The sequence below is a fragment of the Vreelandella piezotolerans genome (assembly GCF_012427705.1).
GTDB lineage: Bacteria > Pseudomonadota > Gammaproteobacteria > Pseudomonadales > Halomonadaceae > Vreelandella > Vreelandella piezotolerans.
In genome coordinates, this window is sequence record NZ_CP048602.1 from 1,512,179 (window position 1) to 1,537,954 (window position 25,776).

The window sequence follows — 25,776 nt, forward strand, 5'->3', positions numbered from 1 at the left end:
ACTTTTATTAAGCTTCGTAAGGCTAGGGACTCGTCACCAGGCTCCCTAGCCGTTATGCTCCTGGCAGTGCGACGACCGATGCGGCGCGTTACCAGGGAGCGAAGATGTGTCTGAACGTGACATGCCTGAAACAGGTAAGGCTAACACCATTAGCACCGATAACGGCCACGTAAGGCCCGCTCAAGAATTCGATTACGCTGATGCGCTCGCCCGCTGTGCCCGGGGGGAGCACGCAGCGCTGCAACGGCTCTATCAACAGGAAGGCGCCAAGCTGCTGGGTGTCGTGCTGCGCATCGTGAAGGATCGAGGCATGGCAGAAGATATCGTTCACGATGCCTGCCTGAACATTTGGCAGCGCGCGGACAGCTTCGACCCGCAAAAAGGGGCGGCTCGTACTTGGATCTTCAGCATTGCCCGCCACTTGGCGCTGAATGCCATCCGCGGCCGTGACCGCGAAGTGAGCGTCGACCTGAACGACCCCCACGAACTCGATGACGACGATACCTTCCAGCAGGCGTCGCAAGTGACGGACGCCTTCGATTGGCAAACCGGCCAGCGGATGGACGAGTGCCTGCAGCAGTTGGAAACCGAACGTCGTAACTGCGTGCTGCATGCCTATGTGGATGGCTTGAGCCACGCAGAAATTGCGGCGCACACGGGCGCGCCGCTAGGTACGGTCAAAGCCTGGATCAAGCGCAGCCTGCTTCGCTTACGGGAGTGTATGGCATGAGCCCTTCGAACGAACCCGATGACCTTCATGCCCTGGCCGGGGAGTACGTGCTAGGCACGCTGCCCATGGCCGAGCGTGAAGCCTTTGAGGCGCGTTTAGCCAACGACCCTGAGCTGCAAAAAGCGGTGGCGGCATGGGAAGAGCGCTTTTTCCCCTACACCGCGATGGTGGAGCCGGTCACGCCCTCCGATTATCTCTGGCCGCGCATCGAGCGCAGTCTCAAAGCATCCGCTACCCATGCCCCGTCATCCGTGCCCACACGCGCTCCCAGGCCGGATGCACCACGCCGCCGCTTGATGCAGAGCCTGCCGTTTTGGCGAGGGGTGGCAGGGGCAGGATTAGCGGCTGCGCTGGCCATGGGCGTGTTGCTGACCAACGTCCCTACCGCACCCGCAACGCCAGAGTACATGGTGGTCCTGCTCGCACCGCAGACCCAGTCGGCAGGGTGGGTGGTACAAGCCGCCAACCGCCAGGAGATCCAGCTGATTCCTTTGGGCACCTTCGAGGTACCGGAGGGCAAAGCGCTGGAGTTCTGGACCAAAGCCGATGATTGGCAAGCGCCCGTCTCGCTGGGGCTCGTCGAGCCAGGGCAGCCGCTGCGCCTGCGGTTGGATCAGCTGCCGCCGCTGGAAGATAACCAGCTATTCGAGCTGACGCTGGAAGATGACACCGGCTCGCCCACCGGGCTGCCCACCGGCCCGATTGAGTTCATTGGCCGCGCGGTCGAAATCTAACGTCGCCAGCCGCTGTTAAAAAAAGCTCAACCCGACTTGGAACAGACGCTCCACGTCGCGAATACGCCGCTTGTCGATCACGAACAGAATCACGTGGTCGCCGCTCTCCACCTTCACATCGCCGTGGGCAATCAGCACCTCTTTGCCGCGTACGATGGCGCCGATGGTGGTGCCCTCGGGCAGGTCGATATCGGCGATGGTGCGGCCCACGACTTTCGACGACTGCTTATCGCCGTGGGCGATGGCCTCGATCGCCTCTGCCGCGCCCCGGCGCAGCGAGTGTACGTTGACGATATCGCCCCGGCGCACGTGGGTCAGCAGGCTGCCGATGGTGGCCTGTTGGGGGGAGATGGCGATGTCGATATCGCCACCCTGCACCAAATCCACGTAGGCCGCGTTGTTGATCAGCGTGAGGACCTTCTTCGCTCCCAGCCGTTTGGCCAGCAGCGACGACATGATGTTCACTTCGTCGTCGTTGGTCAGCGCGCAGAAGATATCGCAGTCTTCGATGTTTTCTTCTTCCAACAGCCGCTTGCTGGTGGCGCTGCCGTGCAGCACCACGGTGCGGTCCAGCCGCTCGGAGAGCGTGGTGCAGCGCTCCAGGCTGTGCTCGATGATCTTGACCTGATGGCTGTGCTCCAAGTGCTCCGCCAAGCGTTCGCCGATATTGCCGCCTCCGGCGATGACGACCCGGCGGAAGTCCCGCTCTACCTTGCGCAGCTCGCTCATCACCGCGCGGATATCTCGCCGGGCGGCGAGAAAAAACACCTCGTCGTCGGCTTCGATGATGGTGTCGCCCCGGGGGATGATCGGCCGGTTGCGACGGTAGATCGCCGCCACGCGGGTTTCCACGTTGGGCATGTGCTTGCCCAGAAAAGCCAAATCCTGGCCCACCAATGGACCGCCGTAGAAGGCTTTCACCGCTACCAGCTGTACCAACCCGCCGGCAAACTCCAGCACCTGCAGCGCGCCGGGATGCTCGATCAAGCGGCGCACGTGATCCGTCACCACCTGCTCGGGGCTGATCAGCACGTCGATGGGAATGGCTTCGTGGGCGAAGAGGCCTTTACGAGTCAGGTAGGCAGTGGAGCGGACCCGGGCAATTTTGGTGGGGGTGCGAAACAGCGTGTGAGCCACCTGACAGGCGATCATATTGATCTCGTCGGTGTTGGTCACCGCGATCAGCATATCGGCGTCTTCGCAGCCCGCCTGGCGCAGCACGATCGGGTAGGAGCCTGCGCCGGTCACCGTGCGGATATCCAGCTTGGTGTGCAGCTCGCGCAGTTTTGCGCCGTCGGTATCGACGACGGTGATGTCGTTCTCCTCGCGGGCAAGGTGCTCGGCTAGGGTTGCGCCCACTTGGCCTGCCCCAAGAATGATGATTTTCATTGATTGGACTCCTCACGGTCGAACTCGACACAGAAGCGGTAACCGATGCCAGGCTCCGTCTGCAACAAGCTGGGGGCTTGTGGATCATCCCCCAGCTTTTGGCGTAACTTGCTTACCACGATACGTAAATAGTGGGTGTCTTCCTGATGCGTAGGACCCCAAATGGCTTTCAACAGGTGGGTTTGCGTCACGATACGGCCCGCCCGACCGATCAATAGCGCCAGCACGGCAAACTCTTTGGGCGTCAAATGAATCGTCTCGCCGCTCAAGGTCACCAGGTGGGCGTCGATGTCCAGCGTCAGAGCGCCATACTGATAGCGGGATGGCTCACTTGGGGTGGGATAGTGGCGCAGCACGGCCCGAATACGGGCCAACAGCTCCTGAATCCCAAAGGGCTTGGTGACATAATCATTGGCACCGCTATCCAGCGCAGTGACCTTCTCGGACTCCTGGCCACGCACCGACACGATAATGATCGGTAGCGCGCTGTGTTGGCGCAGCGCCCGAAGCACTTGTTGACCATCCATGTCAGGCAACCCTAGGTCCAGTAGGACGACATCGATCGCATCGGCGCCTGCTGCTTCGTCCACCGTCCGAATGGCCTGTTGCCCGGTGCTGGCTTCGCTAATCAAAAAACCTTGCGATATCAAGCTAATACGCAAGAACTGCCGAATGGCGGGCTCATCGTCGACGATGAGAATGCGAGTAGGCTTAGTCCTCATGGCGAGGCTCCTGCGACGGCGTCGGCAATGGTAGCGACATGATGATACTCGTGCCGTGGCCATGAAGGCCGTCGGTGGCCGTTACGGTTCCGCCGTGAGCGCCCAGCATTCCGCGGCAAATGGCGAGCCCCAGGCCGGTGCCGTGCAAACTTCGGTCGCCATCGTTGCCGGTGAAGAACATCTCGAACACCTGCTCACGTAAATGGCGTGGAATGCCAGGCCCCTCATCGCTGACGGTGAGCGTCATCTTGCAGGCATTTTCATCGGTGGCTGCCGCAATGGTGATCTGGCCGCCAGTCGGTGAGAAGCGGGCGGCATTTTCCAATACATTGACGAGCGCCTGCTCCACCAAGGCTGGGTGAACGTGTAACAGAGGTAGATCGCTGTTCCACACCTGCTGCACGGTCAGGGGGGCTAACGCTCCTGACAAGCGTTTACGAGCAGCGGCGACAAGGTCGTCGACGCTTATCCAGTCTCGCTCGATGGCAAGCTTGCCGTGCCCTAGCCGCGTCATGTCCAACAGGTTTTGAATGTAGCGATTCAAACGCTCGCTCTCGTTCAAAATACCGTCTAGCAACGCGAAGCGATCTTTTGCTGTTAGCTGCGGGTCGAGTGCGCGCAGTGAGCTGGCGGCGCCTATGATCGACGCCAGCGGCGTGCGCAGATCATGGGAAACGGACGCGAGCAGCGCAGAGCGCAGCCGCTCTTGCTCCTCTGCCAGCCGCGCTGCGTTGAGGGCCAGCATGCGTTCCCGGCTTACGCCAGTAATGTTGCCGACGACCAGCGCCACGATCAAAAAGAACAGCAGCGTGACTAGCTGTTCGCGCTCGGCCACCGCTAGGGAGAAGTAGGGCTCGGTAAATGCCACGTTGAAAACGATGAAGTTCAACAGCGCGCTGATAAAGGCGGCATAGCTACCGACCAAGACGGCGCAGGCCAGCACTGCTGTCAAGAAAATCAGCGATAGATTGGCTAGCGCGAGCCAAGCGAATAGCCACCAAGCCACTAGCAGTGCCGCGAGGCTGGTGCCTACCACCAGCGCCCACTCCCGCAGGGTAGGCAGGCGTCGTAGTGCCGTCATGATAGAACTCCTCATCGCCGCCAGAACATCGGCGTCATCAACACCACCACGGTCAAAATCTCCAAGCGGCCCATCAACATGCCGATGCACAGTAGCCACTTGGCGGCATCGGGCAGGCTGGCGAAGTTACCGGCGGGGCCGATGATGTCGCCCAGGCCCGGGCCCACGTTGGCCACTGCCGTGGTGGCCCCGGTAAGCGCCGTGACGAGATCCAGACCCAGCGCGGCGAGCCCTAATGCTAAGACGGCAATGGTGATGAAAAAGAAAAACGAAAACGCCACCACGCTGCGGGAGATATCGCTGGTCACCGGCTGCTGGTTATAGCGAGTGGTAAAGACGCCGTTCGAGTGAATCAGATAGCGCAGCTGGTTACGCAGCATCAGCATGGCAATCTGGAAGCGAAAGATCTTCATGCCGCCACTGGTGGAGCCGCTACAACCGCCAACAAACGTCAGGTAGAAAAAGGCGGCAATGGGCAGCGAGCCCCATAGGGTGTAATCGTCGGAGGCGTACCCGGTGGTGGTGACCACGGAAATGACGTTGAAGGTCACATGGGTCAGAGAGACGAACCAGTCGTCGCCTTGTACGACTCGCCACGCGCTCAGTATTACGATGGCAGCCAGCAGCAGTTTGAGCAGCCCGCGCACCTGCTGATCTTTCCAAAGCGCGCTCTTGGAAGAGCGAATGAAGCGAATGTACAGCACGAAGGGGAGCGCGCCGCTGAGCATGAAAAAGCTCGCCATCCAGAGCAGCCAGGGCTGCTCGGCATAGGCCCCAAACGACGCGTCGGAGTTGGCAAAGCCACCCGTGGCCAGGGACGTCATGCCGTGAACGATGGCATCCAGCGGGAGCATGCCTCCCAGCCAATAGCTCAGCATGGCCGCTAGCGTCAATATCACGTAAACGGCGAGGGTGGCTTTGGCAATGCCGCCCGTGCGTGGCATGACCTTATCGGACCAATCGGACGACTCGGTGTGAAACAGCCGCATCCCACCCACTTTTAGAAACGGCAAAATGGCGATGCCCATGACGATGATGCCGATGCCTCCCATCCACTGCATCAAGCCGCGCCATAGTTTCAAACCGTCCGAGAGGTTATCGATACCTACCAAGACGGTCGACCCAGTGGTGGTAATCGCCGACACCGATTCGAACACGGCGTTGGTAAAGCTAAGCTGGGGAGCGCCTAGAACGAGCGGCAGACTGGCAAAGCCACTGATACTGGTCCAACTGCCGGCGGTCAAGATGAACATCTGCCAGGGTTTGAGCTCTAACGGCACGCCGCGGGTGAGTGCCCAAGTACTCAACGTCGCGCTTAAAATGATGATCAGCGAGACGGCAAAAGCAGGGGCATCGGGATCGCGTTCGATGAGCAGTACCATCAGCGGCAGCGTCATGAACATAGCCAGTACCAGCCACAGCACCGACATGATCTTGAAAATTTGTGCCCAGTTTCGGTAAGTCTCTTGGTAGTAACGTGCGCTAGGGAACGTGGCCATAAGTCCGCTCTAAGTGGGTCCGCTCTAAATTACCCTAAGGGTGGTGAGCTATCTCACCACGCCGATCAAACATTGTCCGTAAAATTTCCCTAAAAATTACCTTACCCATAAAAAACCGGCGCTGATGAGCGCCGGTCATGAGCAACATGCTCAAGCGAGGAAACCCTCGAGCGGTGGGCGGCCTAGCCCTTGACGCCTCCGGCGGTCAAACCGCCAATAATCCAGCGTTGGCAAATAAGAAACGCCACGGTGATGGGCAGGCCAGAGAGCACGGCGGCAGCGGCAAAGTTACCCCAACGCTGGTTATGGTCGGCGAGGTATTGCTGCGCGCCAACGGCAAGCGTCAGTTTGTGCTCGTCCACCAACAGTACCGAGGCCATCGGGTACTCCATGATGCTCATCACGAAGGCCAGGATGAAGACCACCATCAGAATGGGGACAGAAAGCGGCAGCAGAATATAGCGAAACGCCTGCCAGGTGCTGGCGCCATCGACCATGGCGGCCTCTTCCAGTGAACCGTCGATGGATTCGAAATAGCCTTTGATCGTCCAGATATGCAGCGCTACCGCCCCCAGCGAGGCGACGATCAGCGCGCCGTGCGTATTGATGCCCAGCCAACCGACGAACTGGCCCAGCCGGTCAAAGAGGGCATACAGTGCCACCAGCGAGAGCACCGCTGGGAACATCTGAAAAATCAGCATGCCTTTGAGCAGCGGCGCTTTGCCCTTGAAGCGCATGCGGGCAAACGCGTAGGCGCTGGTGGTAGCGAGCATGAGAATCAGCACCGAGGAGATCACCGCCACCTTGATGGAGTTCCACAGCCACAGCAGCACCGGGAAGGGCGGTTGGACCACGGTGCCGTCGGGCCGCTCCCAAGGGATCCCTAGCGCCAGGGACCAGTGCTCCAGCGAGAAGTTCTGCGGAATCAGGCTGCCGGTGGCAAAGTTACCCTCTCGAAACGAGATCGAGATCACCAGCAGCAGCGGAAAGACGATCAGCGATACGAAGCAGATCAGCGCCAAGTGCGCGCCCAAGCGACGCGCGCCAACGGAGCGGGGTTGAACCATGGGCATCGGTAACCTCCTATACCTTTACTTTGGAAAGGCGCAAATTGAGCAGCGACAAACCCGCGACTAGCAGGAAGATCAGCGTAGCGATGGCCGCCGCAAGGCCAAAGTTCTGCCCTGCGTCTTGAAAGGCGATGCGATAGGTGTAGCTCACCAGTAGGTCGGTGGTGCCCGCCGGGGTGCTGGCGCCCAAAATATCGGGGCTGCCGCCGGTGAGCAGGGCAATCAGCACGAAGTTATTGAAGTTGAACGCAAACGCAGCAATCAGCAGCGGCGTGAGCGGCTTGAGGATCAGCGGCAGGGTGATGTTGAACAGATTGGTGATTGGGCCGCCGCCATCCACGGCCGAGGCTTCGTACAAGTCCTGCGGAATGGCCTGAATCAAGCCCATGCAGAGCAGCAGCATGTAGGGGTAGCCCAACCAGGTATTGACGATCAGCAGCATGCTGCGCGCCATCCAAGGATCGGTAAACCACTCCGGGCGTACCCCAAACAGGGTATCCAGGATCAGGTTGATCTCACCGAAGTGCTGATTGAACATCCCTTTGAAAATCAGGATCGAGATGAACGCTGGCACCGCATAGGGCAGAATCAGCAGCGTGCGGTATACGGCCTTGCCCCTGAGTTGATCCCACTGCAGCAAAGAGGCCAGCACGAAACCGACGGCCAGAGTAAACACAACGGTGAGGGCGGCAAATACGAAGGTCCATACGAAAATCTGCATGAACGGACCGCGAATGTCCGGGTCGGTGAAAATCTGGGTGTAATTGGCCATGCCGACGTTGACCGGCCAGCCGGGCGCGATCCGTTCACCGTCGTCAGCCACGAAGAAACCAATGCTTGGGTCGGGGGTGAGCAGCCTGTCATCGCGACGGTCGTACAGCGCACCATCCTCGCGGGCTTCGTAGCGGTTGACCATGGGGGCGAACTGGCGCAGTCCCGCCATGCGCAGCTCGTTGCCGTCCGGGGTGATTAGCCGCAGCCCTTGCAGGGCCTCGCGCGCTTGAATGATGTCGCGCATGCCCAGTGCTTCCTGCGCGGGTGGTGCATCGGCGGGCTGCACGCCAATTTGTCGATTCTCCTGATTGGCAACATTGAGCGGGGAGGAAACGAATCGCTGGCCCTCTTGGCTCTCCAAATAGAGCCGAACCAAATCACTGTCGGGGTAGAGGGCCAGGTCAAAGGCATTGCCTTCCGCTTGATAGGTTTGGCTCATGAGCTGGTCGCGCACCCGCTCTTCCGAAAGCAGATTGGTAGAGCTGTAGTTACTGAAGCTGATCCCGATGGTGTACAGCAGCGGAAAAATGACGAACACACCAAGCCCGGCTATCGCAGGAAAGATGTAGCGATGACTCATCAGCGTGCGCTTGGTAAAGACCACGCCCAGCGAGCCGCCCAGTACCAGAAACAGCAGAGCAAACATCCACTGGCCGTTGAGATGAAACGCCAGCACCAGCCACAGTAGCGCGATCACCAGCACGGCAATGACGCCGCGCATGGCCCAGCGGGTATAGCGTTCGGTAAGATGGCGAGAGCGGTGGCGGGGCAGGCCACGAGACGCGTTAGTGGTGTACATGATGACGTCCTGAAAGGCTGCTCGGCAGCGGGCGCTGCCGGGCAATGGAGGCTAAAACGGAGGCTACTGGCGCATACGGCGCGCAGCGGCATCCAGCGCTTCTTGGGGGGATTGGCGACCGCTGCCAATGTTCTGTAGCGCGGGTTCCATAGCGGCCCAGAAGGCGCCCATTTCAGGAATGTTGGGCATCGGCATGCCCACTTCGGCGTTCTCTAGCGTCGCGGCAATGTTGGGGTTGTCCGCCAGCTCTGCCTGGTAATCGATATGCGCTACCGCGCCGAGCGAACCGTCGCTATTGAACGTGCGCATACCCTCTTCGCTCAGCAAATAGTTTTCCAAGAACTCTACCGCCAGGAAGTCGTTGGGCGTGGCGGAGTTGATCATCGCGGTCATCACGCCGAACATCGGCTTGGCTCGCTCGTCACCCACGTTGGGTAGCAGGGCGACGCCGTATTCGATGCCGCTACGCTCCAGGTTAGGCCACGCCCAAGGGCCGCTGATCATGGTCGCTACCTCGCCTTGGTTGAAGCGAGTATCCATCAGGTTGTAGTCGGTGCCGCGGGGCAGTACGCCGCTCTCGATCAACTCGACCAGCAGCTCAGCCCCTTGCAAGGCACCCTCGTTATTGACGCCGATATCGCTGACGTCATAACCGCTGTCGGTCTGTTTGAACGGGTAGCCGCCGTTGGCTGCCAGCAGCGTCCAGCCGTAGTAGGGTTCGCTGTAATCGAACAAAATGGCTTTTTTGCCTTCTTGGGAGAGCGTGGCGTCTAGCTCCATTAACTCGGCAAAGCTTTCAGGCGGCGTTTCTACCAACGCTTTGTTGTAAATCAGCCCCAGCGATTCCACCGAAATGGGGTAGCCGTAGGTCTCGCCATTCCATAGTGCGGCCTCCCAGGTGAAGTCGTAAAACGCTTCACGGAAGCTGTCGCTGGGCGCAATCGGTTTGAGCAGACCGCTTTGCGCCCATTCCCCCATGCGATCATGGGCCCAAATGACGATATCCGGCCCTTGACCGCTGCCTGCCGCTTGCTGAAAACGGTCGGTCAGGTTGTCGGGAAACACGACGTCCACCTCGATGCCGGTATCTTCCAGGAATTGATCGGCCACTGCGCGGATGCCTTCCTGGCCTTTATTGTCGCCCATCCAGATGGTCAAACGGTCATCTTCGAAGGCTAGGGCGGGGAGTGTGGCAGTGGCCGCTAGCGTAGCGGCGAGCAGCGGCGTGAAAAATGGACGAACCATTGCCATGATGTGCGTACCTCGTTATGACGTTGTTGTTGTCGTGCACGTTCTCATACGACGTGCTTTGTTCACGGTCAGCGTCGCTAATTACGTACGAGGTCACCTCATCCTAGGGGGGAGGAGGGGTGGCGTATCCAAGGGGCGTAGAGTAAAGGTAGAAGAATAGGTGACCAGGGCTCGGCATCACCGCTGTAAAACCAACCGGAAAGGGCAGCAGGCGAGAATATTTTGTAGTAAAATTACACGAATTATTGCGTATAATGCCTCACATCAGATAGATTTTAGGTAATCTAACTACATCAGATGACCTAATTATAAACAGGAGCTGAGATGAGCCAGTCACATGCCCCGCTGGGCGATCCCAATCACGCGATCGATCTGGCGCTATTCGGGGCGCTTGGCGACCTTGCCATGCGCAAGCTGTTTCCCGCGCTGTATCATCTTGACCGCGAAGGTTTGATGCCCGAAAGCACGCGGATCATGGGGCTGGCGCGTCAGGAGCATGACACTGCTGCGTTTCGCCAGCTAGTCAGTGGCGCGCTGCAGAAGCGTCTGAAGAAAGAGGAGCAGGACAAGGCGAGTCTGGAGCGCTTTTTAAATCGCTTGGAGTATCTCAAGCTCGACTTCGCTACCGCTGACGGTTATGACGCCATTCGCCAGTGGCGCGAAGGCTCAAAGCGCCCGATGGTGGTGTATCTCTCGGTGGCGGCGCGCATATACGGCGACATTTGCCGCAATCTCCAGGCCAGTAACAGTCTGGATGACGATACCCGCGTCGTGGTGGAAAAACCGATTGGCTACGACCTGGCCTCTTCCGAAGAGATCAACGATGCCATCGGCGCCGTGTTCCCCGAATCGCGCATCTACCGCATCGACCACTACTTGGGTAAAGAGACGGTTCAGAATCTCATTGCTCTTCGCTTTGCCAACCCGCTGTTTGGCACCCAGTGGAATCAGAATCATATTTCCCACGTCGAGATTACCGTCGCCGAAAAAGTCGGTATCGAAGGGCGCTGGGGCTATTTCGATGATGCGGGCCAACTGCGCGATATGGTCCAGAACCACCTTCTACAGCTGCTATGCCTGATCGCCATGGATCCGCCCTCGAACCTGGATGCCGATGCCATCCGCGATGAGAAGGTGAAGGTGCTCAAGGCGCTGAAACCGTTTACCGGTGAATCGCTGGGGCGTGACGTCGTGCGCGGCCAGTACATTGCCGGTACCAGCGACGGCCAAGCCGTGCCGGGCTACCTGGAAGAGGAGGGGGCCAACACCCAGAGCCAAACCGAAACCTTCGTGGCCATGAAAACCGAAGTGTCCAACTGGCGCTGGGCGGGCGTGCCGTTCTACCTGCGTACCGGTAAGCGGATGCCGGAAAAACTCTCGCAAATCGTCATTCACTTTCGTCAGCAGCCTCACTACATCTTCGATCCGGACCAGCGCGGCATCGCCTCCAACAAACTGATCATTCGCCTGCAGCCAGAAGAGGGCATTGCCCTTCAGGTGCTCACCAAGGATAGCGGTCTAGACAAGGGCATGCGCCTGCGCCCTGGCCCACTACATCTGGATTTCAACAGCGCGTTCCCGAAATCGCGTATCCCGGATGCGTACGAGCGCCTGCTATTGGAGGTCATGAAAGGCCAGCAGTATCTGTTCGTCCGCCGGGACGAGGTGGAGCATGCGTGGCGCTGGTGTGATCAGCTCATCGATGGTTGGAAATCACGCGATACCCCACCGCGCCGCTACCCGGCAGGCTCTTGGGGGCCGGTCGCCTCCATTGCCATGATCACCCAGGATGGTCGCAGCTGGTACGAGGATTATTGAGATGAGCAATACACGACAAGCGCTGGCCGAGCAGCTAGCCGAAGCCGTTTATCAAGCCCTGGCGACAGACCTGGAGCACCAGGAGCGTGCGCTGCTGGTGGTATCGGGCGGCTCGACGCCGGTGCCGTTCTTCAAAGCGCTGGCGCAAAAGCCACTGGCGTGGGCGCGGGTGGATATCACCCTGGCCGACGAGCGCTGGGTCGACGAGCAGAGCAGCGATAGCAACGCCAAACTGGTGCGCGACAACCTGCTGCAAGGCCCGGCGGCGGCCGCTAACTTCGTGCCACTTACTAGCAACGATGGTACGCCGGAAGAAGGGGTGGCCGCCGTGGTACAGCAAACCGCGGCTTTGAGCTGGCCTGCCAGCGTGGTGATTTTGGGCATGGGCGGCGATGGTCATACGGCCTCGCTGTTCCCCGATAGCCAAGAGCTGGGGCTGGCGCTCTCTACGGATGAGCCGCTAGTCGCGGTGCGTACGCCCAGCCAGCCGCAGCCGCGCATTACTTTCTCTGCGGACCGCCTGCACCAGGCGAAACGCCACATTCTGCATATCACGGGTGACGACAAGCGCGCCGTACTGGCCAACGCCATGGGCGGCGACGACGTTCGCACGCTGCCGATTCGCGCGTTTCTATCTTGCCCGCTGGCGATTTACTGGGCGCCCTAATAAACCGCCTTCGCCAATAACAAATTGCTTGGAGACTCACTGATGACCATCGATAAACAGTTACCCTCAACGCGCACCGCCGAGCTGGACAGCATCTGTTTGAAAGCCGAAGTGATCCCGGTGATCACCATCGAGCGCCTGGAAGATGCCGTGCCGCTGGGCCGTGCGCTGGTCGAAGGTGGCCTGACCGTTCTGGAAATTACCCTGCGTACCGACTGCGCCTTAGACGCCATCAAACGCATGAAAGAGGCGCTGCCGGGGGCCAGCATTGGAGTGGGCACCGTACTCACACCTGCCCAGTATCGCCAAGCAGAACAGGTCGGCGCTGATTTCGTCGTTACGCCAGGAGCCACCGAAGCGCTTTACCGCTACGGCGTAGAGAGCCCCGTGCCGATGCTGCCGGGCGTTTCTACCATTTCTGAGCTGATGACTGGCTGGCAATACGGCTACCGCCGCTTCAAGTTCTTCCCCGCTGAGTCCAGCGGCGGTGCCAAAGCGATCAAGGCCTTCGGCGCACCGATCCCCGAGGCGCGTTTCTGCCCCACGGGCGGTATCACGGTCGACAACGCCGACTCCTACCTCTCGCTGCCGAACGTGATGTGTGTCGGCGGCTCTTGGCTGACGCCGAAAGCAATGGTCGATGCCGAAGATTGGGACGGCATCCGCGAACTGGCCCGCCAAGCTGCGGAGCGTTTCCACCACTAAACGTTTCCACCACTTATGTAAAACACAGTACCGAGCACTCTCGTCACTTGCCTCACTGATGTCGGGTCGTGTGAGCAAGACGTTTGCCCGAGCATGGCGACATGCTCGGGCTTTTTTACATCTACACCTAAAGGGGATGCTTCCGTTAGTTAACAGGCGTGATACGCTAACTTAAACGATTAAGTTGACCGATTAACTCAAGGTTCAAGCATGACGTTAGCGGATTTCGAGCCCCAGCGACCGGCGATGCATTTTGCCCCGCCGATGGGATGGATGAATGACCCCAACGGGCTGGTGTTTTTCGAGGGCGAGTACCATCTGTTTTATCAGTACCACCCGTTCAGCACCGTCTGGGGGCCGATGCACTGGGGGCATGCGGTCAGTCGCGACCTGTGCCACTGGCAGCATTTGCCCATCGCGCTGGCGCCCAACGAAGACGGCACCTGCTTTTCGGGGAGCGCCGTGGTGGATGAGCACGATGTGACGGGGCTGTTCGAGGGCCAGCCGGGGCTCCTGGCGTTTTACACCTGCCATAAGGTGCTCTCCGGTGACCCGGAGGATTACCAGCAGTCCCAGTGCCTGGCGTACAGCCGTGACAAGGGCCGTACCTGGCAGCGCTACGCGGGTAATCCGGTTCTGCCGCCGCCTGGGTTTAAAGACGTCCGCGACCCTAAAGTCGTTTGGCATGGACCTAGCCAGCGCTGGGTAATGGCGCTGGCCTGTGGGCAGGCGATTCACTTCTATACCTCCCACGACCTATTGGCGTGGCAGTTCGCCAGCGCCTTTGGCGAAGGCGAGGGCGCTCACACCCAGCACCCCTGGGAGTGCCCGGACCTGTTCGAGCTGCCGGTGGACGGCGCAGGACCGAATGAGCCCGCCACCCGCTGGGTGCTGGTGGTGGGCATTGGCGCCACGCCGGATAACCCGTTTGGCTCGTTGACCCAGTACTTCATCGGCGCGTTCGACGGCCAGCGTTTCACCAATGACAACACTGCCGACGTCGTGCTGATGATGGACGAAGGTCGGGATTTCTACGCGGTGCAGAGCTGGTCGAATACCCCCGGGCGGCAGCTTGCGCTGGCGTGGTTGAACAACTGGCAGTACGCCAACCAGGCTCCCGAAACGGGCTGGCGGGGCACCATGAGCCTGCCGCGAGAGCTGACACTGCGCGCGACTTCCCGTGGGGTGCGGTTACGACAGCGCTTTGCTCGCGAAGCAGGGCAAGTGCTGAGCGCCCCTTGTCATCTATCGCCGCGCACGCTTCAAACGGCCGGGGAGCACTGCATTGTCGTGCCCGACGGGGAGGTCATTCACGGTCAGCTGACGCTGGTGCTCGAAGCGGGCACGAGGCTGGCGCTGTCGCTGCAGCAGGGGAGTCAGCAGCGGCTGTGGCTGACCGCAAGCGATGCCGAAACGTTACTTCACTACGAGCGGCAGGGACGTATTGGGCAGGCCGCGTTCGACGAATACTTTGCCTGCGACCACGCGGCGGGCAGCGTCGATGGGTTAACGGTGACGGTAACGTGGTGGTGCGATCACGGCACGCTGGAAATGTTGGTCGACGGGGCCACCGAACAGCGCAGCATCACTCAGGTTAGCTTTGTCGATCATCGCCGTCAGCCGGTGACGTTGGACGTCGTCAGCGGGCGGGTGGAAGTGGCGGAAGGGGTCATCCAAAGCGTCGTCGAGTAGCGGCCTCGACGACGCTGAGTGCTAGCCTGCCGAGCCGCGCAGGGCTTCGATATCGGTGTGGGTGGGCAGGGCGGCATACGCGCCGGGGCGGGTGACCGCGTGGGCACCGCAGCGGCAGGCAATGTCCACCGCGCGGGTGAGAAACGCGCTGTCCTGATGCCAGTTCTCACTGATGCCGTAGCGGGAAAGCTCGGCCAGTAAGCCGCCAATGAAGGCATCGCCACCGGCGGTGGTGTCGACGGCCGTCACGCTGGGTGGCGTCACGGTTTGGTCGATACCGACGCCTTTGAGCGCGACATCGTTGGGTCCATCGGTGACGACGACCACTTTGACACCTGCTGCCATGCGCTCGGCTAACCACGCCTCTGGTGGATGGTCGCCACGCAGGTAGTCCAGCTCTTCGAGAGAGACTTTGACCAACTCGGCGCTATCGACCAGCTCGGTGACCAGCCAAGGATCTGCCGCACCCTCTGCCCACAGGTTGTGGCGCAGGTTGGCATCCACGCTTACCAGACAGCCTGCACGCTTGGCCATGGCGGCAATCGCGAGGGTGGTCTCGGCAATGTTGGGGTCGGTCAGGCTGTTGCTGCATAGGTGCACGATGGCGGGCTGCTCGAACACGCCGTGGGGCAGATGCTCCAGGCGGTAGAGCAGGTCCGCTGCTGGCGGGCGGTAGAAGTCGAAGGTGCGTTCGCCGCTGGCGTCGCGAGAGACGAAGGCTAGCGCCGTGCGCGCCTCTTGGGTGAGCACGACCCCCTGGGTATCCACGCCGTGGCTTTTCAGCTCACGAATGAGAAAGTGCCCAAAGGTATCGTCACCGACCATGCCCAAAAACTGGCTGGGTACGTTGAGGCGCGCGCAGGCCACTGCGACGTTGGCGGGCGCGCCGCCCGCGTAGGGGGTAAAGGTTTCCGGCCCCGTGTCATCGCCCAATCGGCTCGAGAGCATGTCGATCAAGGCTTCACCGAAAGCAATCACCGGCGTCATAGGTCGTTCCTTGTCATTATTGGCATTGATGTTGAGTGGGCGCGCTAGCGAGCCTAAGCGACGCAGTGGCCGCGGCCGGCCTCCAGCAGTTCATACCAGGCGTCTCTGGGCAGCGTTTCCGGGCCGTTCAGCATATTGGCAATACGCTCCGGTTTCACGCTGCCCACCACCGGTGCCGGGCGGCCGGGCAGGGTGCGCAGCCAGGCCAGCGCCAACGCGCCGGGCGTACCGTTCAGCTCGCCTGCCAAACGGTTCAGCACGCGGCTGACCTCGCCCTGCATCAGTTGGCCGCCCGCCAGCGGCGACCACGCCATGGGCGCCTGGTCATCGGCGTTCAGGTCGTCGAAGCTGCCGTCGAACAGCGGCGCGCTATGGGCAATCGAAAGCTCGATCTGGTTGGCGCGTAGCGGGTGGTGCATATGGCGTTGCAGTCGGCGCCACTGACTGGGCAGATGGTTGGAAATCCCCGCCGCGCCGATTTTGCCCGCCTCGATGGCGTCATCCAGCGCACGGCCTGTCGCGGCGGCGTCCATCAACAGGTCCGGGCGGTGAATTAGAAAGTGATCCAGACGCTCGACACCCAAGCGGCCCAGCGCATCGTCAATGGCGCGGCCAAGGTAGTCCGGGCTGGCATTGTAGTGCTTGACCTTACCGGAGCCTGGAGCCGGATTGTCGTTGGCGATGCTGGCCTTGGTCACCACATTCAGCCGCTTGGCCAGCGCCGGGCGGGCGCGCAGGGCTTGGCCAAACAGCATTTCGCAGGCGCCATTGCCGTAGATGTCGGCATGGTCGAACCAGTGTAACCCTTGCTCTAGACTAGCTTCGATCCAGTCGGCCAACTGGCTCGCTTGGTGCATCTCTTGCGCTTCATGCAGGCGCATCATGCCGAGTACAAAAGGCACGTCAAACGTAACGGCAGCCATGGTGTTTTCCATTCGTTAAAAGACTTCTTCGTTATGCAGCGCTTCGGCGGCCCCTAACAGGCCGGTCCATGGATGTGTCACGATCCACACCGGAATATCGGCGTTATACCCGCCCATCCGCCCTTTGTTGACGAAGCTTGCGCGCAGCTCGCACTTAGGCAGCCAGTCCAACAGGCGGGGCAGAATGCCGCCGCAGAGGTAAACGCCGCCTCGGGCACCCATGGTGAGGGTGGCATCGCCGCATACGTCACCGAGAATCTTCAAAAAGCGCAGCAGCGTGGCGGTGGCGATGGCATCGCCCTGGTTGGCCGCCTGGGTCACCTCGGCAGGCGTCTCGCAGCGAGGCGCTTGGCCTTCCAGGGTGCAGTGCGCTTGGTACAGCTCAAGCAGCCCCTGACCACATAAAATGCGTTCGACGCTCACCCGCTGGTGGCGCTTTAAAAATACATCCAGCAGTGCGCGCTCGGTGGCGTCAGTGGGGGCAAAGGTGACGTGGCCGCCCTCGGTGGGTAGCGGAATCCAGGCGTGCTGGCCGGGGAACACGCCGGCCACGCCCAGCCCCGTCCCGGGGCCGATGACCAAGCGGGTCGAGTGCGACTGCGCCGTCCCCGACTGAACTTCGACGAGATCGTCTTTACCCACATGGGGCACGCCCAGCGCCTGGGCGGTGAAGTCATTGATGACCTTGAACAGCGACAAATTCAGCGCCTGCCGAACGTCGCTTTTCATGAAATCCCAATGGTTGTTGGTCATTTTCACTCGCTCGGCATGTACCGGGCAGGCGAACGCTAGGCAGGCTTCTTTGGGCGCGTTCTCGCCCGTGGCGCCTACCCGAGCGAGGTAGTCTTGAATCGCCTCGATCACGCCGGGGTAATCGGCGCAGGGCAGGTTAAGAATGTCGTGGGGCGTGACCTCGCCCGGCGTGACCAGCGCCAAGCGAGCATTCGTGCCGCCAATGTCCCCGATGAGTGCCGGTCGCATCAGGCGTCCTCTTGAAAAATCTGACCTTCTTGACGAGCGAGATCGTCGGCTTCGAAGCCGCCCAGGGAGCCTGCACCCTCTTCACCGCGCATGGCGAGGTGGCGGAAGCCCGAGAACAGCTCGCGGCCCAGGCCCACATGGTAGTGGTCCAAATTGGCGACAACGAGCTCACGCTCGGCCCAGGTGGCGGCGTCTACCTTGGCTTCCAGCGTACCGGCGTTGGCATCCAGGCGCACCACGTCGCCATCGCGCAGCTTGGCCAGCGGGCCGCCGTCGAGCGCTTCCGGGCTCATGTGGATAGAGGCGGGCACTTTGCCCGAGGCGCCGGACATGCGGCCATCGGTGACGAGGGCTACCTTGAAGCCGCGATCCTGGAGTACGCCCAGGAACGGTGTCAGTTTGTGCAGCTCGGGCATGCCGTTGGCTTTGGGACCTTGGAAACGCACGACGACGATCACGTCGCGGTCCAGCTCGCCCGACTCGAACGCCGCTTTCATCTCGTTCTGGTCTTCGAAGATCTTCACCGGCGCTTCGATGATGCGGTGCTCCTCGGCAACGGCCGAGACTTTGATGACGCCACGGCCCAGGTTGCCTTTCATCACGGTCAGGCCGCCGGTGGGGGCGAAGGGCGTGGCCACAGGGCGCAGCACGTCTTCGTCCAGGCTCTTCTCCGGGCCTTCGCGCCAGACCACTTTGCCATCTTCCAGGAAGGGCTCTTGGGTGTAAGCGGTCAGGTCGGTGCCAAACACGGTGGGAATGTCACCGTGGAGCAGGCCCGCGCCCAACAACTCGCGGAACAGGTAGCTCATGCCGCCCGCTGCCTGGAAGTGGTTGATGTCTGCTTGGCCGTTCGGGTACACCTTCATCAGGCTGGGGGTGACCGCTGACAGGTCGGTGAAGTCATCCCAGTTCAGCGTAATGCCTGCCGCGGCCGCCATGGCAATCAGGTGCATGGTATGGTTGGTCGAACCACCGGAGGCCAGCAGGCCGACCACGGCGTTGACGATGGCGCGCTCGTCGATCTGCTTATAGAACGGGCGGTACTCGCCGCCGGGTTCGGTGTTGCGAATGGCCTGCTCGGTGGCGTAGCGGGTCAGCGCTTCGCGCATCTCGGTGCCTGGGTTGACGAACGAGGTACCCGGCAGGTGCAGGCCCATCACTTCCATCATCAGCTGATTGGAGTTGGCGGTGCCGTAGAAGGTGCAGGTGCCGGGGCTGTGGTAGGAGTCGGACTCCGCTTGCAGCAGCTCTTCGCGGCCTACTTTGCCTTCGGCGTAGAGCTGGCGAATGCGCGCTTTCTCTTTGTTCGGCAAGCCGCTCGGCATTGGGCCTGCGGGGACGAACATGGCGGGAAGGTGACCGAAACGGGCCGCGCCGATAAACAGGCCCGGTACGATTTTATCGCACACGCCGAGGTAAAGCGCGGCATCGAACATGTTGTGCGACAGGCCCACGGCGGTGGCCATGGCAATCACATCGCGGGAGAATAGCGACAGCTCCATGCCCGGCTGGCCTTGGGTCACACCATCGCACATGGCGGGGACGCCGCCGGCAAACTGCGCAGTAGAGCCCATCGCACGGGCAGCCGCTTTGATGGTTTCCGGGAAGGTTTCGAACGGCTGGTGGGCGGAGAGCATATCGTTGTAGGCAGAAATGATCCCTAGGTTGGCGCTGTTCATCAGCTTCAGGGAGTTTTTTTCCTGCACGCTGCAGGCAGCGAAACCGTGGGCGAGGTTGCCGCAAGAGAGTTCGGCGCGGTGCACGCCGCGTTTGTGCTGGTCGGCCATGCGGCGCTCGTACAGGGCGCGTCGCTCGGCAGAGCGCTCACGAATGCGTTGGGTCACCTCGGCAACCGTAGGATGGAGTGTAGCGGATGTTGAACCAGGCATAGAGACCTCTGCATGTGTCGAGACGGTGAGTCGAACTTGTAGTTATTTTACATCTTATGGCGTCGATATAAGAGACTTTACGGCAATAAAATCGCTATTTATAGCTTAAGTTGTAGTTTTATTACTCTGATGAGTGACGACCATCACCGTTGAAGATGATGCTTTGATGAATGATGGATAAAAGTGGCTTGCAAGCGCCTGTTTCATGGTTAAAGCGCAAGTATAGCAGCCCTGGTTTTGCTACCATTTTGCGCCACCTGCCTGTGGAGAATTGTGATGGACAACGAGCCGACCGCTGAACAGCGACTTCAGTCACTTCTGGCGCGCATTCGCGCCGTAGATAACGCCGAGGGTGAGCGTACCCGCGCGTATCTCGACACGCTGACTAAACCTCCCGGCAGTTTAGGCAGGCTCGAAACGCTCGCCATTCAGTTGAGTGCCATTACCGGACAGCGCACACCGCTCGTCTCTCCGCCTGGTGTTGCCGTGTTTGCCGCCGACCACGGCGTGGCCGACGAGGGCGTCTCGGCGTTTCCCCAGGAAGTGACCGCTCAAATGGTGGCGAATTTCGCCCAGGGAGGCGCGGCCATCAATGTCTTCGCGCGCCAAATAGGCGCTCAGGTCGACGTGGTCGATGTGGGGGTGGCGTCACCGCTTGCCCTGCCCAGCGTGGTCGATGCCAAGGTGCGCGCCGGTACGGCGAACATGGTGCGGGAAGACGCGATGAGCCAGGGAGAAGCCCAGCGCGCCATCGGCGTAGGTGCCGACACGGTAGAGCGCTTGGCGGGCCAGGGCGCGAAGAGCGTCATCGTCGGTGAAATGGGCATTGCCAACACCACCGCGAGCAGCGCCATGCTCGCGGCACTTACCCAGGTGCCGGTGGCGACGGTGGTCGGCGCGGGGACCGGGATAAGCAGTGCCCAGCAGGCGCATAAAGTGGCGGTGATCGAGCAGGCGCTACGCGCCCGCCAAGCCCACGCCGACGATCCGTTAGACGTACTCAGCAAACTCGGCGGGCTGGAGATGGCCGCCATGACGGGCGCCTATTTGGCCGCAGCCGCCCACCGGCTACCCGCCATCGTCGATGGTTTCATCGCCACCGTCGCTGCGTTAACGGCGTGTCGCCTTTGCCCCGAGGCGCGCGGCTATCTCATTTTTGGTCATCGCTCCGAAGAGCCGGGCCATGCCACGGCGCTGGCGGCTCTCGACGCCGAGCCGCTTCTGGCACTGGGTATGCGCTTGGGGGAAGGCAGCGGCGCTGCGCTGGCGTTCCCGCTCATACAGGCCGCCGCCTCGATGCTCAGCGACATGGCCACCTTTGATAAGGCGGGCGTGAGCAGCAGCGGAGTATGAGCCCGCTTAGCAGTTGGCTGTCCGCCTCGGTGGCGCTGGTCGCGCTGGCCATCGTCGTCGATCTCATCGTGGGCGACCCGCGCGTGCTGCCGCATCCGGTGGTGATCATCGGTCGGGGCATCAGCGCGCTAGAACGGCGCTGGAACCGAGGCAGTGCCCAGCGTCGCCGTGCCATGGGCTTTTTACTGACGGCGGTGATCGTCCTGGGAACGTTCACTGCCACTTGGCTGGTGTTGGTACTGCTGACTCAGCTTCACCCCTGGCTAGGCCTCGCCGCCGAGCTTTGGCTGCTCGCCACCACGCTGGCCATCAAAGGGCTCGCCGAGGCCGGAAACGCCATTGCCCAACCGCTCGCCCGAGGGGATCTGCCTACCGCTCGTCATGCGCTTTCGATGGTGGTCGGCCGCGATACCGATTCGCTCGATGAAGCCGAGATTACCCGGGGGGCGGTCGAGACCGTTGCCGAGAACACCGTGGATGGCATTACCTCGCCGCTGCTGTTTGCCGTCATCGGCGGCGCGCCCCTGGCGTTGGCGTACAAAGCGATCAACACCCTCGATTCCATGGTGGGCTATCGCAACGAGCGCTACGCGGATTTCGGCTATGCGTCCGCCAAACTCGACGATTTCGCCAACTGGCTGCCTGCCCGGCTGACGACTCTCTGTTTATGGCTAGCGGGCAGGGGATTGATAGGGCGAGGCGTCACCGTGTCAAATTGGCGGGGTGCGCTGGCCGCCACCTGCCGGGAAGCGCCGCGCCACCCCAGTCCCAACGCCGGGTGGCCGGAAGCGATGGTGGCGAATCTGCTGGGCGTGCAGCTGGGCGGCACGAATATGTATCAGGGTGTGGCCTCCCTCCGGGCAACGCTGGGAAGCGGGCAAATACCGCTCACCGTGGCGCATATTTCCATGACGTTACGGCTGATGCACGGCGGGTGGCTGCTGTTTTTCGCATTCCTCGTGCTCTTAGCGTTTCTCTGGGGGCTGCAATGACCACGGCTCCCTGGCCCGACCACGGCGGCGACGCAGCGGCGCTGCTCAAACGCTTTAGGTTACCTGCGGATCACTCGTTCGAGGACGTGAGCGCGAACCTCAACCCGCTGGGGCCGCCGCCCTGGGTGGCGGATTGGTTGGTTGAATGTATTAGTGGGTTAAGCCGCTACCCGGAACCCAGCTACCGCGCCGCGCGGCGTGCCATTGCCGAACACGAAGGCGTGGCGCCGGAGCAAGTACTGCTCACCAACGGCGGAGCAGACGCCATTTTTTTGGCCGCTGCCCTTCATGCAGGCCAGCGCGGGCTGATCGTGACGCCAACCTTTGGCGAATATGCCAGAGCCTGTGCCGCGCATCGGTTAGTGGTAACGGAGCATGCCCTAGAGGCCCCCCGTTTCGGCCTACAAACGGCAGCGTTGGACGAGCCTGTCACACAGGCGGATGTGATCTTTCTCTGCCGCCCCAACAATCCCACCGGCACGCTGGTCAACGCCGTGGAGATCGAGCGTTTGCTCTCGTGCATGCCCACCACGGCAACGCTCGCGGTGGATGAAGCGTTCATCGATCTCGCCCTCGATGCCGAGCCGCTCACGCCGCTGTTGGCGCGCTACCCGCAGCTAATACTGCTGCGTTCCATGACCAAGTTTTACACCCTGCCCGGGCTGCGCCTGGGGTACGTGCTGGCGAGTGCCGAGCACGTTGCCGCCCTGGCATGCCATCAGCCGCCCTGGAGCGTCAATCATCTTGCCGCCGAGCTCGTTGCACCGCTGTTGGCGGATACGGCCTTTGCCCAGCGCACGCGGCAGTGGTTGGCGCGGGAACAGCCGCGTTTGGGCCAAGCGCTGACACACGCGGGGCTAGATGTCGTGCCCAGCCAAAGCTGCTTTTATCTGGTGCGGCCGGGACCAGCGTTGTGCCAGCGCGGGCTTTCCAGCGCGCTGCTGCTTGAACGCTTGCTGCATCACGGTATGCTGGCGCGACATACCTACAGCTTTGCAGCGCTCGACGGTGATTGGTTGCGGCTGGCAGTGCGCGATGGTTCGGCAAATGATCGATTGTTAAAGGTGTTACATGATTGTGTTCGTTAGTGGGGGCGCGCGCTCCGGTAAGAGTCACGTTGCTGAACAGTACGTGCTGCAAGCTGCCAACGGTCAACCGTGTTTTTACGTGGCGACCGCTAACGTATACGACGACGAGATGGCTGAGCGGGTCGCCCTCCATCGAGCCGATCGGGATGCCCAGGGTGTGCCTGATTCGTGGGTAACGCTGGAGGCACCGCTGGCCATCGATCAAGCCATCGCTCGAGTGCCCAACGGGCATGCCGCCTTGCTCGATTGTCTTACACTCTGGGCCAGCCAAGTGATGTTCGACGCCGACGACGCGCACGCACCGCTCTCTACCACCGAAGGGTTTTCGCTGTTGGTGCGCTGTTTGCAAGATGCCCGGGCGCGACACATTACCCTCGTCGTCGTCTCCAATGATCTCAACGAAGCGCCATTGCCTAACGACACCCATACGCAGCGTTATGTCGAGTTTTTGCAAATGCTGCACCGCTGGTTAGCCGTCGAGTCCGATAGCGTGATCGAGGTGGTCGCAGGCCAGGGCATCGAGTGGAAAGCGGGCGCCAATACGTGAACAACGTCCTTTATGGTGGGCTGCTGGCCCTGCAATTTTTGACTCGGTTACCCATACCGGTGGCGTGCCCCTGGACGCCCGCCACCCGCCGTTGGGCCATTCGTGCCTATCCGCTCGTCGGCCTGCTGATCGGCGGTTTGCTCGCGCTGGCCGCGTTACTGTTAGAGCACGTACAAACGCCCACGCCGATCAGTGCGCTGGTACTGCTCAGCGTGTGGGTGGGGCTCACGGGTGGACTACACCTGGATGGCGTAATGGACCTGGCCGATGCGCTGGGCAGCAACCAGCCGTTGCAGCGGCGCTGGGAAATCATGAAAGACCCGCAAATCGGCAGCTTCGGTATGCTGGCGCTGCTGTTTTTGCTGGCCTGGAAGGGCGTGCTGCTCTGGGCGCTGCTGCAGTATCACGCGCCGCTGTGGTGGCTCGCGGTAGTACCCGCACTGGGGCGCTGGGCGGGCGTCGCGCTGCTCGTGCTGACCCCATGCGCCCACTCGCGCGGCCTGGCTTGGAGATGGCAGCAGTCGTTGGGACGCCGCGATGTAGGCGTGGCGCTCCTGCCGCTGATCCCGCTCGCCATGCTCTGGCCGTTAGCCGCGCTGTGGCTGGCAGCGCTGGCATGTTGGGTAGCGCTGGTACGCAGAGCACTGCTGCGCTCGTTTAACGGCATCAACGGCGATATGGTCGGCGCCACCATCGAAGGAGGAGAGCTTTGGCTACTGATCTTAATGTGGAGCTGGTGGCAGTTCGTCACGGTATCACCGCCTGGAATCTAGAGCGCCGTTACCAAGGCCAGCGGGATATTCCGCTGCTGTTTCCTGAGGCGGAGGAGGGGCTGTTAACGTTGCGCGCGGCCCTGGCCGATGAGCGTTTCGACGCCATTTACGCCAGCGACCTAGGCCGCTGCCAAGAAACCCTGGCCTGGTCCCAGGCGGCCAAGCCGGGGGTTCCCGTCTACGCCGAACGGCGCTTACGGGAACTCGATTTTGGCGAGTACGAAGGCAAGGTTTACGATGAATTAAAAGAACTACCGCACTATCATGCCTGGATCGATAGCGCCGGAGAGCTACAAATTCCCGGTGGCGAATCCTCTGGCCAACTGCGCGAACGGCTGGATGCCTGGCTCGACGATGTTGCGGAACATACTCGGCAACACGGCTATCGAAAAGTGTTGGTAGTGACCCACGGCGGCGTGATTCGTGAATTGCGCCGCCGTTTCGAAACCCTCGATTTTTGGCAGGGAATCGTGCATCAAGCCCAGGGACGGCGCTGGCAGCTCGCGTATCAAGCAGGTGAGGACGGAAAAGGAGAATGGCAATGCAACTGTTCATTGGCGGTGCCAGCGCAGGTAAGCGCGACGCAGTAAAACAACGCTTTCCCGGCGCGGTGTGGTGGCGCCTAGCGCCTGGCCAGCGTCTTCACGAGGTCTCTCACGTCATGTTGCCCAACACGCCACTGGTGTTACATGGCTTATTTGAATGGCTGACCGCGGTGCTGGACTCCGACATCAGCAGCGACGAGTGGCGCGCCCAGTGGCGGGAAGATTTACAGCGCCTCGAGCAAGCCGCCGCCGCAGAGAACGTCGCGCTGGTGATCATTGCCAATGAGTTGGGGCGTGGCCTCGTCCCAGTGGCCCGCCACCAGCGCCGCCTGCGGGATTTGAGCGGCTGGTTCACCCAGGACGCCGCCGCTCACGCCGAGCAGGTGTGGTACGTGCGCCACGGCTTGGTACAAGCGCTGAAAGGCGCGTCAGCAAATTGACCACCCCCTAACAAGTTGCTAGTTTACGCACACTCTCAGGTGCTGGTGGCGTAACCGCCATCAGTTAAACGGGAAGTTGGTGAACATGGTCATGTCATGGCTGTGTCAATCCAACGCTGCCCCCGCAACGGTGATCGAGACAAGAACGGCTAGAGACGCCACTGTGCCTTGGCATGGGAAGGTGGTCGTTCGGAAAAGGGTCGGCGCTTAGGTAAAGCGCCCCTCTTTCGCTCGTCAGCCCGGAGACCGGCCTAAGAGTGATGGCTTGAAGAAAGCCACGGATTACCGGCATGCGGAGGGCATGTACAGGGTGACGTTACGTGGCGC

At 61.2% G+C, this 25,776-nt stretch carries 24 protein-coding genes and 1 riboswitch; of the genes, 13 read left to right on the forward strand and 11 right to left on the reverse strand.

The genetic code is table 11. The features are described 5' to 3' along the window. Positions 1-106 precede the first annotated feature (106 nt). Together GYM47_RS06940 and GYM47_RS06945 are read left to right on the forward strand one after the other, a co-directional pair. Complete coding sequence (locus GYM47_RS06940; RefSeq protein ID WP_231125666.1) at positions 107-730, forward strand: sigma-70 family RNA polymerase sigma factor; 624 nt, start codon at positions 107-109, stop codon at positions 728-730. After that, positions 727-1,464: an anti-sigma factor gene (locus GYM47_RS06945; protein WP_153843962.1), complete on the forward strand. Its 738-nt coding sequence runs from the start codon at positions 727-729 to the stop codon at positions 1,462-1,464. Before GYM47_RS06940 ends, GYM47_RS06945 begins: the two co-directional genes overlap by 4 nt. A 15-nt stretch (positions 1,465-1,479) precedes the next feature. Here GYM47_RS06945 and trkA read toward each other — a convergent pair whose 3' ends face one another. From trkA to malE, 7 genes are all read right to left on the reverse strand, one after another. After that, a complete protein-coding gene (trkA, locus tag GYM47_RS06950) occupies positions 1,480-2,853 on the reverse strand; it encodes a Trk system potassium transporter TrkA (RefSeq protein ID WP_168444443.1) in 1,374 nt (457 codons plus the stop codon). Then, a complete protein-coding gene (locus tag GYM47_RS06955; protein WP_153844070.1) occupies positions 2,850-3,575 on the reverse strand; it encodes a response regulator in 726 nt (241 codons plus the stop codon). Before GYM47_RS06955 ends, trkA begins: the two co-directional genes overlap by 4 nt. Next, entirely contained in the window at positions 3,565-4,656 is a 1,092-nt protein-coding gene (locus GYM47_RS06960; protein ID WP_153844071.1) for a sensor histidine kinase, read from the reverse strand. The genes GYM47_RS06955 and GYM47_RS06960 overlap by 11 nt, the downstream gene beginning before the upstream one ends. An 11-nt stretch (positions 4,657-4,667) precedes the next feature. Further along, positions 4,668-6,155 carry a TrkH family potassium uptake protein gene (locus GYM47_RS06965; protein ID WP_153844072.1) on the reverse strand — a complete coding sequence of 496 codons (1,488 nt, stop codon included), beginning with the start codon at positions 6,153-6,155 and terminating at the stop codon, positions 4,668-4,670. Between the two features lie 182 nt (positions 6,156-6,337). Continuing rightward, complete coding sequence (gene malG, locus GYM47_RS06970; RefSeq protein ID WP_153844073.1) at positions 6,338-7,228, reverse strand: maltose ABC transporter permease MalG; 891 nt, start codon at positions 7,226-7,228, stop codon at positions 6,338-6,340. 10 nt (positions 7,229-7,238) lie between these two features. Next, entirely contained in the window at positions 7,239-8,798 is a 1,560-nt protein-coding gene (malF, locus tag GYM47_RS06975; RefSeq protein WP_139528207.1) for a maltose ABC transporter permease MalF, read from the reverse strand. A gap of 63 nt (positions 8,799-8,861) precedes the next feature. Next, positions 8,862-10,049: a maltose/maltodextrin ABC transporter substrate-binding protein MalE gene (gene malE / locus GYM47_RS06980; protein WP_153844074.1), complete on the reverse strand. Its 1,188-nt coding sequence runs from the start codon at positions 10,047-10,049 to the stop codon at positions 8,862-8,864. Between the two features lie 324 nt (positions 10,050-10,373). Here malE and zwf point away from each other — a divergent pair, with 324 nt between their 5' ends. The 4 genes from zwf (at position 10,374) to GYM47_RS07000 (ending at position 14,931) form a co-directional block, all read left to right on the forward strand. Continuing rightward, positions 10,374-11,867, forward strand: coding sequence for a glucose-6-phosphate dehydrogenase (gene zwf, locus GYM47_RS06985; RefSeq protein WP_139528205.1), 1,494 nt, complete (start codon positions 10,374-10,376; stop codon positions 11,865-11,867). Between the two features lies 1 nt (position 11,868). Continuing rightward, complete coding sequence (gene pgl, locus GYM47_RS06990) at positions 11,869-12,534, forward strand: 6-phosphogluconolactonase (protein WP_139528204.1); 666 nt, start codon at positions 11,869-11,871, stop codon at positions 12,532-12,534. A 42-nt stretch (positions 12,535-12,576) separates the two neighbouring features. Next, complete coding sequence (locus GYM47_RS06995) at positions 12,577-13,239, forward strand: bifunctional 4-hydroxy-2-oxoglutarate aldolase/2-dehydro-3-deoxy-phosphogluconate aldolase (RefSeq protein ID WP_139528203.1); 663 nt, start codon at positions 12,577-12,579, stop codon at positions 13,237-13,239. Between the two features lie 210 nt (positions 13,240-13,449). Then, positions 13,450-14,931, forward strand: a complete 1,482-nt coding sequence (locus GYM47_RS07000; RefSeq protein WP_153844075.1) for a glycoside hydrolase family 32 protein — start codon at positions 13,450-13,452, stop codon at positions 14,929-14,931. A gap of 21 nt (positions 14,932-14,952) precedes the next feature. Here the strand turns inward: GYM47_RS07000 and GYM47_RS07005 are convergent, their stop codons facing one another. The 4 genes from GYM47_RS07005 to edd are packed head-to-tail and all read right to left on the reverse strand — an operon-like array spanning position 14,953 to position 19,711. Continuing rightward, the gene (locus GYM47_RS07005) at positions 14,953-15,918 is read right to left on the reverse strand and encodes a carbohydrate kinase family protein (protein WP_153844076.1); all 966 of its coding nucleotides are present in this window, start codon (positions 15,916-15,918) and stop codon (positions 14,953-14,955) included. Between the two features lie 53 nt (positions 15,919-15,971). Further along, a complete protein-coding gene (locus GYM47_RS07010) occupies positions 15,972-16,841 on the reverse strand; it encodes an aldo/keto reductase (RefSeq protein WP_153844077.1) in 870 nt (289 codons plus the stop codon). A 15-nt stretch (positions 16,842-16,856) separates the two neighbouring features. Next, positions 16,857-17,822: a glucokinase gene (gene glk, locus GYM47_RS07015; RefSeq protein ID WP_153844078.1), complete on the reverse strand. Its 966-nt coding sequence runs from the start codon at positions 17,820-17,822 to the stop codon at positions 16,857-16,859. Next, positions 17,822-19,711 (reverse strand): phosphogluconate dehydratase, encoded by a 1,890-nt coding sequence (edd, locus tag GYM47_RS07020; RefSeq protein ID WP_153844079.1) that lies wholly within the window; start codon positions 19,709-19,711, stop codon positions 17,822-17,824. Before edd ends, glk begins: the two co-directional genes overlap by 1 nt. 276 nt (positions 19,712-19,987) lie before the next feature. Here edd and cobT point away from each other — a divergent pair, with 276 nt between their 5' ends. From cobT to GYM47_RS07055, 7 genes are read left to right on the forward strand one after another with little or no spacing between them, the layout of a single operon-like run. Continuing rightward, positions 19,988-21,064 carry a nicotinate-nucleotide--dimethylbenzimidazole phosphoribosyltransferase gene (cobT, locus tag GYM47_RS07025; RefSeq protein ID WP_153844080.1) on the forward strand — a complete coding sequence of 359 codons (1,077 nt, stop codon included), beginning with the start codon at positions 19,988-19,990 and terminating at the stop codon, positions 21,062-21,064. Next, positions 21,061-22,056 carry an adenosylcobinamide-phosphate synthase CbiB gene (gene cbiB, locus GYM47_RS07030; protein WP_153844081.1) on the forward strand — a complete coding sequence of 332 codons (996 nt, stop codon included), beginning with the start codon at positions 21,061-21,063 and terminating at the stop codon, positions 22,054-22,056. The genes cobT and cbiB overlap by 4 nt, the downstream gene beginning before the upstream one ends. Next, the gene (gene cobD, locus GYM47_RS07035; protein WP_153844082.1) at positions 22,053-23,144 is read left to right on the forward strand and encodes a threonine-phosphate decarboxylase CobD; all 1,092 of its coding nucleotides are present in this window, start codon (positions 22,053-22,055) and stop codon (positions 23,142-23,144) included. Before cbiB ends, cobD begins: the two co-directional genes overlap by 4 nt. After that, on the forward strand, positions 23,128-23,691 hold the full coding sequence (locus GYM47_RS07040) for a bifunctional adenosylcobinamide kinase/adenosylcobinamide-phosphate guanylyltransferase (protein WP_139528194.1): 564 nt from the start codon (positions 23,128-23,130) through the stop codon (positions 23,689-23,691). Before cobD ends, GYM47_RS07040 begins: the two co-directional genes overlap by 17 nt. Next, positions 23,688-24,464, forward strand: coding sequence for an adenosylcobinamide-GDP ribazoletransferase (gene cobS, locus GYM47_RS07045; RefSeq protein WP_153844083.1), 777 nt, complete (start codon positions 23,688-23,690; stop codon positions 24,462-24,464). Before GYM47_RS07040 ends, cobS begins: the two co-directional genes overlap by 4 nt. After that, positions 24,401-25,054 carry a histidine phosphatase family protein gene (locus GYM47_RS07050; protein ID WP_153844084.1) on the forward strand — a complete coding sequence of 218 codons (654 nt, stop codon included), beginning with the start codon at positions 24,401-24,403 and terminating at the stop codon, positions 25,052-25,054. The genes cobS and GYM47_RS07050 overlap by 64 nt, the downstream gene beginning before the upstream one ends. Further along, a complete protein-coding gene (locus GYM47_RS07055) occupies positions 25,006-25,449 on the forward strand; it encodes a bifunctional adenosylcobinamide kinase/adenosylcobinamide-phosphate guanylyltransferase (RefSeq protein ID WP_139528191.1) in 444 nt (147 codons plus the stop codon). Before GYM47_RS07050 ends, GYM47_RS07055 begins: the two co-directional genes overlap by 49 nt. A gap of 20 nt (positions 25,450-25,469) precedes the next feature. Further along, positions 25,470-25,718: riboswitch (cobalamin riboswitch) on the forward strand. The last annotated feature ends 58 nt before the right edge of the window (positions 25,719-25,776 follow it).

Excerpts from the sequence above, each read along its gene's own strand:
- GYM47_RS06945 (WP_153843962.1), top strand. The coding sequence starts at position 727 with ATGAGCCCTTCGAACGAACCCGATGACCTTCATGCCCTGGCCGGGGAG.
- trkA (WP_168444443.1), bottom strand. The coding sequence starts at position 2,853 with ATGAAAATCATCATTCTTGGGGCAGGCCAAGTGGGCGCAACCCTAGCC.
- GYM47_RS06955 (WP_153844070.1), bottom strand. The coding sequence starts at position 3,575 with ATGAGGACTAAGCCTACTCGCATTCTCATCGTCGACGATGAGCCCGCC.
- GYM47_RS06960 (WP_153844071.1), bottom strand. The coding sequence starts at position 4,656 with ATGACGGCACTACGACGCCTGCCTACCCTGCGGGAGTGGGCGCTGGTG.
- GYM47_RS06965 (WP_153844072.1), bottom strand. The coding sequence starts at position 6,155 with ATGGCCACGTTCCCTAGCGCACGTTACTACCAAGAGACTTACCGAAAC.
- malG (WP_153844073.1), bottom strand. The coding sequence starts at position 7,228 with ATGCCCATGGTTCAACCCCGCTCCGTTGGCGCGCGTCGCTTGGGCGCG.
- malF (WP_139528207.1), bottom strand. The coding sequence starts at position 8,798 with ATGTACACCACTAACGCGTCTCGTGGCCTGCCCCGCCACCGCTCTCGC.
- malE (WP_153844074.1), bottom strand. The coding sequence starts at position 10,049 with ATGGCAATGGTTCGTCCATTTTTCACGCCGCTGCTCGCCGCTACGCTA.
- zwf (WP_139528205.1), top strand. The coding sequence starts at position 10,374 with ATGAGCCAGTCACATGCCCCGCTGGGCGATCCCAATCACGCGATCGAT.
- pgl (WP_139528204.1), top strand. The coding sequence starts at position 11,869 with ATGAGCAATACACGACAAGCGCTGGCCGAGCAGCTAGCCGAAGCCGTT.
- GYM47_RS06995 (WP_139528203.1), top strand. The coding sequence starts at position 12,577 with ATGACCATCGATAAACAGTTACCCTCAACGCGCACCGCCGAGCTGGAC.
- GYM47_RS07000 (WP_153844075.1), top strand. The coding sequence starts at position 13,450 with ATGACGTTAGCGGATTTCGAGCCCCAGCGACCGGCGATGCATTTTGCC.
- GYM47_RS07005 (WP_153844076.1), bottom strand. The coding sequence starts at position 15,918 with ATGACGCCGGTGATTGCTTTCGGTGAAGCCTTGATCGACATGCTCTCG.
- GYM47_RS07010 (WP_153844077.1), bottom strand. The coding sequence starts at position 16,841 with ATGGCTGCCGTTACGTTTGACGTGCCTTTTGTACTCGGCATGATGCGC.
- glk (WP_153844078.1), bottom strand. The coding sequence starts at position 17,822 with ATGCGACCGGCACTCATCGGGGACATTGGCGGCACGAATGCTCGCTTG.
- edd (WP_153844079.1), bottom strand. The coding sequence starts at position 19,711 with ATGCCTGGTTCAACATCCGCTACACTCCATCCTACGGTTGCCGAGGTG.
- cobT (WP_153844080.1), top strand. The coding sequence starts at position 19,988 with ATGGACAACGAGCCGACCGCTGAACAGCGACTTCAGTCACTTCTGGCG.
- cbiB (WP_153844081.1), top strand. The coding sequence starts at position 21,061 with ATGAGCCCGCTTAGCAGTTGGCTGTCCGCCTCGGTGGCGCTGGTCGCG.
- cobD (WP_153844082.1), top strand. The coding sequence starts at position 22,053 with ATGACCACGGCTCCCTGGCCCGACCACGGCGGCGACGCAGCGGCGCTG.
- GYM47_RS07040 (WP_139528194.1), top strand. The coding sequence starts at position 23,128 with ATGATTGTGTTCGTTAGTGGGGGCGCGCGCTCCGGTAAGAGTCACGTT.
- GYM47_RS07055 (WP_139528191.1), top strand. The coding sequence starts at position 25,006 with ATGCAACTGTTCATTGGCGGTGCCAGCGCAGGTAAGCGCGACGCAGTA.